This window comes from Siminovitchia sediminis, assembly GCF_042680885.1.
Classification (GTDB): Bacteria; Bacillota; Bacilli; order Bacillales; family Bacillaceae_C; genus Siminovitchia; species Siminovitchia sediminis.
The window spans coordinates 1-4,135 of record NZ_JBHUEO010000078.1 but is presented as its reverse complement, the minus strand read 5'-3'; the positions used below and the strand labels follow the sequence as shown (position 1 = coordinate 4,135).

At 42.4% G+C, this 4,135-nt stretch carries 4 protein-coding genes; all 4 read right to left on the bottom strand.

Annotation, left to right across the window (positions count from 1 at the left end; genetic code table 11):
* Positions 1-139: 139 nt before the first annotated feature.
* The 4 genes from ACFSCZ_RS17085 to ACFSCZ_RS17070 all read right to left on the bottom strand — a co-directional run bounded on the left by ACFSCZ_RS17085 (position 140) and on the right by ACFSCZ_RS17070 (position 3,849).
* Positions 140-1,381 carry a competence/damage-inducible protein A gene (locus ACFSCZ_RS17085; protein ID WP_380775634.1) on the bottom strand — a complete coding sequence of 414 codons (1,242 nt, stop codon included), beginning with the start codon at positions 1,379-1,381 and terminating at the stop codon, positions 140-142.
* Positions 1,382-1,395: 14 nt separating this feature from the next.
* A complete protein-coding gene (gene pgsA / locus ACFSCZ_RS17080) occupies positions 1,396-1,974 on the bottom strand; it encodes a CDP-diacylglycerol--glycerol-3-phosphate 3-phosphatidyltransferase (RefSeq protein WP_380775631.1) in 579 nt (192 codons plus the stop codon).
* Between the two features lie 162 nt (positions 1,975-2,136).
* Positions 2,137-3,030 (bottom strand): helix-turn-helix domain-containing protein, encoded by an 894-nt coding sequence (locus ACFSCZ_RS17075; RefSeq protein WP_380775629.1) that lies wholly within the window; start codon positions 3,028-3,030, stop codon positions 2,137-2,139.
* 18 nt (positions 3,031-3,048) lie between these two features.
* Complete coding sequence (locus tag ACFSCZ_RS17070; RefSeq protein ID WP_380775626.1) at positions 3,049-3,849, bottom strand: DUF3388 domain-containing protein; 801 nt, start codon at positions 3,847-3,849, stop codon at positions 3,049-3,051.
* Between the last annotated feature and the right edge of the window lie 286 nt (positions 3,850-4,135).

Below are 4,135 nucleotides of genomic sequence, written 5' to 3'. Positions count from 1 at the left end.
GATTTTGTATGGAGCAACTTTATCACCGCCATATTTTGTTATTTTTATTTTAACAAATTAAAACGATGAAAGAACAAATATTATAAATAATTAAAAAGGCTGTCGAGGGTTTCTCGACAGCCTGAATAGAGCCGGAGCTCTATTTTTTTTCTAATTCTTTCAATAAATAGTAACAGCCCATTTTCACTGAACGTCTTCTGTTCCCGTTGCGGGTTCCGGCAAGTTTGACAAGAACAGCTTTGGATTCACCATCCTTAAAAGACATTCCGATCCAAACCGTACCCGCAGGGTGCCCTTCAAGAGAATCAGGACCCGCTGCTCCAGTGAAACTGATACCAATGTCGGCGCCAAGCTCTTTTCTCACGTTTTCAGCAAGTTCCAGTGCACATTGTTCGCTGACAGCCCCTTCATGCTCTAATGTCTCCGGTTTGACTTTGCACAGCTTTATTTTTGCATCATTTGAATAGCAGACAATCCCTCCCAATAACATCGTGCTGACTCCAACAACGGATGTCATTTCGGACTGGAACAATCCTCCCGTCAGGCTTTCAGCTGCTGCAATCGTTAACTGACGGCTTTCCAGTTCTTTTAACAGCTCTGCCATCAGTGAAGTATCTTCATAACCGTAAAAGTATTCACCAACCCGCTTCTGTATTTTCTTTTCCACCTCATCCAACAGTGCTGCCGCTGTTTCTTTACTGTTGCTTCTGGCCGTCAGCCTGATCGTCACTTCACCGTCTCCGGCCAAGGGAGCAACAGTTGGATTGGTTTGCGTATCGATGATATCTGACAGTTTTTCAGCAATTTCTGCCTCTCCGATTTGAAAAAAGCGCAATACCCTGGACTCGATCCGGTCAACTTTTTCTAATTGGTCCATGACCGCCTGCCGGCCGTAATTCCTGAACATCGGCTTCATTTCATGGGGAGGTCCCGGAAGCAGCATGTAAAAATGGGTTCCTTTTTTTAAGAACATTCCGGGAGCCATGCCTTGATCATTGGGCAGTACTTTTGCCCCTTTAATGACATGAGCCTGCTTTTCGTTGTTTGCTGTCATCTTTCTTCCGGTTTTTTTAAAATAATCCTTGATTTTTTTCCAGGCATCTTCATCCGTATCTAACCCACAGTTGAGATGTCCTGCCAGAATTTCTTTTGTCAAGTCATCTTTTGTCGGTCCCAGCCCTCCTGTAAAAATGAGAAGGTCTGCACGAGTTTCGGCCTGTTGGATTGCATCTGTCAGGCGTTTGGGATTATCTCCCACTACTGTATGAAAGTAAACATTCACACCGATTTCGGCTAATTGCTCAGAAAGATATTGTGCGTTCGTATTGGCAATCTGGCCTAGCAGCAGCTCTGTTCCAACTCCTATAATTTCAGCTTTCATCTTTATCACTTCCTCTATTTTGAATGTTTAAATATTCCACGATTCTTATAAAAATAATCCCATCCTGACCAAATCGTAAAAATTAAAGCAACCCAAAGCATAATGTCAGCAAACGGGAAGGATATAGCTGAAAAAGGTATATTATGCAGGAGCAAAGCACTGATCGCTATGATCTGGGCCCATGTTTTTATTTTTCCCAGCATATTGGCTGCCACTACTTCACCTGTGCCTGCTAAAATGAGACGGAGACCTGTTACTGCAAATTCTCGGCTGATGATAACGATGACGATCCAGGATGGGGCCAGATGCATTTCAACCAGTACAATCAATGCAGCAGAAACGAGCAGCTTATCCGCTAAGGGATCCAGGAATTTCCCCAAATTCGTAACCAGATTATATTTCCGGGCAAAGTACCCGTCAATCCAATCTGTAACAGAAGCGATGATAAACAATATGGCACCTGCAAGATGTGCTATCTCAATTTCTGTACCAAAAGTTTGCACAGTTCCCCAATGAAGCGGCGCCAACATTAGTACGAGAAATACAGGGATGAGAATCACCCTTGAAACAGTAATTTTATTAGGTAAATTCATTCGGTTGTCTGCCTCCTTAACAGAAAAAGGCGCAAAAGACGCTGCATAGATCTTTCAAGCATGATTTGCGCCGGAGCCGGGAAGGCTCCTTTTCGTTTTCAATTAGCCCCGTACTTTAAAAATGGCCGCCATTGAAGCGGCAGCCTAGCGGGTTACTTCCTTTTATTCCTTATCAAATTGGATGCGTATTTCTTGAAGAACAGTCTGTCCCGGATCCAGCTCATATTCCAGCCTGGTATCATTGACCGATATTTCTGTGTCAGCTGCATTTCCAGCTGTGATGATGACCCCTGTTCCTTCCGACAGATCGAAGCTCTGGCTGGCCCCGTCTTGAAGCATCCCTTCAAAAAGAACTTGCTGATTCCCGTCCACAATCCTTATCCAAGTCTCACCTGATGGAGCAGCCTGGATCTTCAAATCAAATGTCTCTGTACCTGTGAGTTGATACGTTGTAACATTACCTGACACCTCTTCCATTGTCAGGCTTTGTTCCTCACTTTCCGGCTGATCATCGGTTTGCTCCTCATCCTGGGATGTTTCTGAATGTTCTTCAGTTGCCTGATTTTTTTGCTTTTCTTCGGGATCAGGTACTTTGATTTCATTCGACTCTTCGATATCTACCGATGGGTTTTGGCCGGTGTCAACGGGCTCATTCGTATCCACGTTTTTAACAAATATATACCATACCAGGAAGAGGGCTGCTACAATGCCGATACCAATCAGAATTTTCGGGAGCAAATCTGTGAATTTGGAACTGCGTGTGGACACTGCACTGCGCGACTGGACACGTGAAAGCTGTTCGGATATATCTTCCTCATAGGCAGCCGGAATTTCGTTTTTATATTCCTCAAATAAATCATTCGCCGGAAGCCCTACAGCTTCGGCGTATTGTTTAATAAAAGCCCTGACATAGAACTTTCCGGGTATTTTACTGTAATCGCCATTTTCAATTCCAATTAAATATTTTTTTTGAATCTTTGTCATTGACTGAAGCTGATCCAGGCTAATCCCTTTTTCTTCACGAGCCGTTTTTAAACGGGCCCCCAATTCACTCAATCCCAACACCTACCAATCCTAAAAATCGAAGTTTCCAAAGCCGCCGATCCCTGGCTGATCAAGCAGATTCTGCTTTTCAACGATTTCGTATGTAATCTCTTCATCCGGAGTGTTTCGAAGTTCAATTATATAATCAAAATCCTCAATGGAATATTCCGAGTGCTCTACAAAAATATCAGGATGCTCGATGACCTTTACTGCAGGCATGCTCATAATTTCCCTGACAAGCTGGAGATGCCGTTCATCCGCTCTCCTTCTGGAAACAATGCCATCGATTATATATATATTGTTTTCACTATATTCTTCTTTTATTAACTGCTTGCGGATCGTCTGCTTTAACAATGTGGATGAAACAAAAAGCCACTTCTTATTAGCACAAACACTTGCAGCCACCACAGATTCAGTTTTTCCAACCCGGGGCATCCCCCTGATGCCAATTAACTTATGGCCTGGTTCTTTAAATATTTCCGCCATAAAATCAACAAGTATGCCCAGCTCATCCCTGACAAATCTAAATGTGTTTTTGTCATCGTGATCCCGCTGGATATACTTACCGTGCATGACAGCCAATCTGTCTCGCAATTTTGGCTCCCTGATCTTCCTGACTTTGATCGTTTCCACTGTTTCCAAGATAGATTCAAGCCGCTTGATTTGGTCTTCACTTTGCGCGCGAAGGAGCAATCCCCTTCTTCCTGCATCTACCCCGTTAATGCTGACAATATTGATGGAGAGCATACCAAGAAGTGAGGAAATATCTCCTAATAAACCTGGTCTGTCGATAGTAATTTCATATTCTAAATACCACTCTTTACTTTCCATTTATACCAGCTCCTTGACAATGGAAATCGATCCATCAAGTGTAACGCATCATGTCTAGCTTATATCATATCTGATTTTAATAAAAGAAAAAAGAAAAAAATAAGGATGAATGCGCTTCAACCGATAAAAAGAAGAAATTAAAAAAGAGAGGAAACCTCCTCTCTCAGCTTGTAGAGAAAGTATATGTTTTTTTCTCTACAGGCTTTTTTATTTTACATTTAGACGACTTGTATCTAGATTTTTGTGTTTTTATTTTTAAGAAAAAGATTCCCATCCACCTAGACCT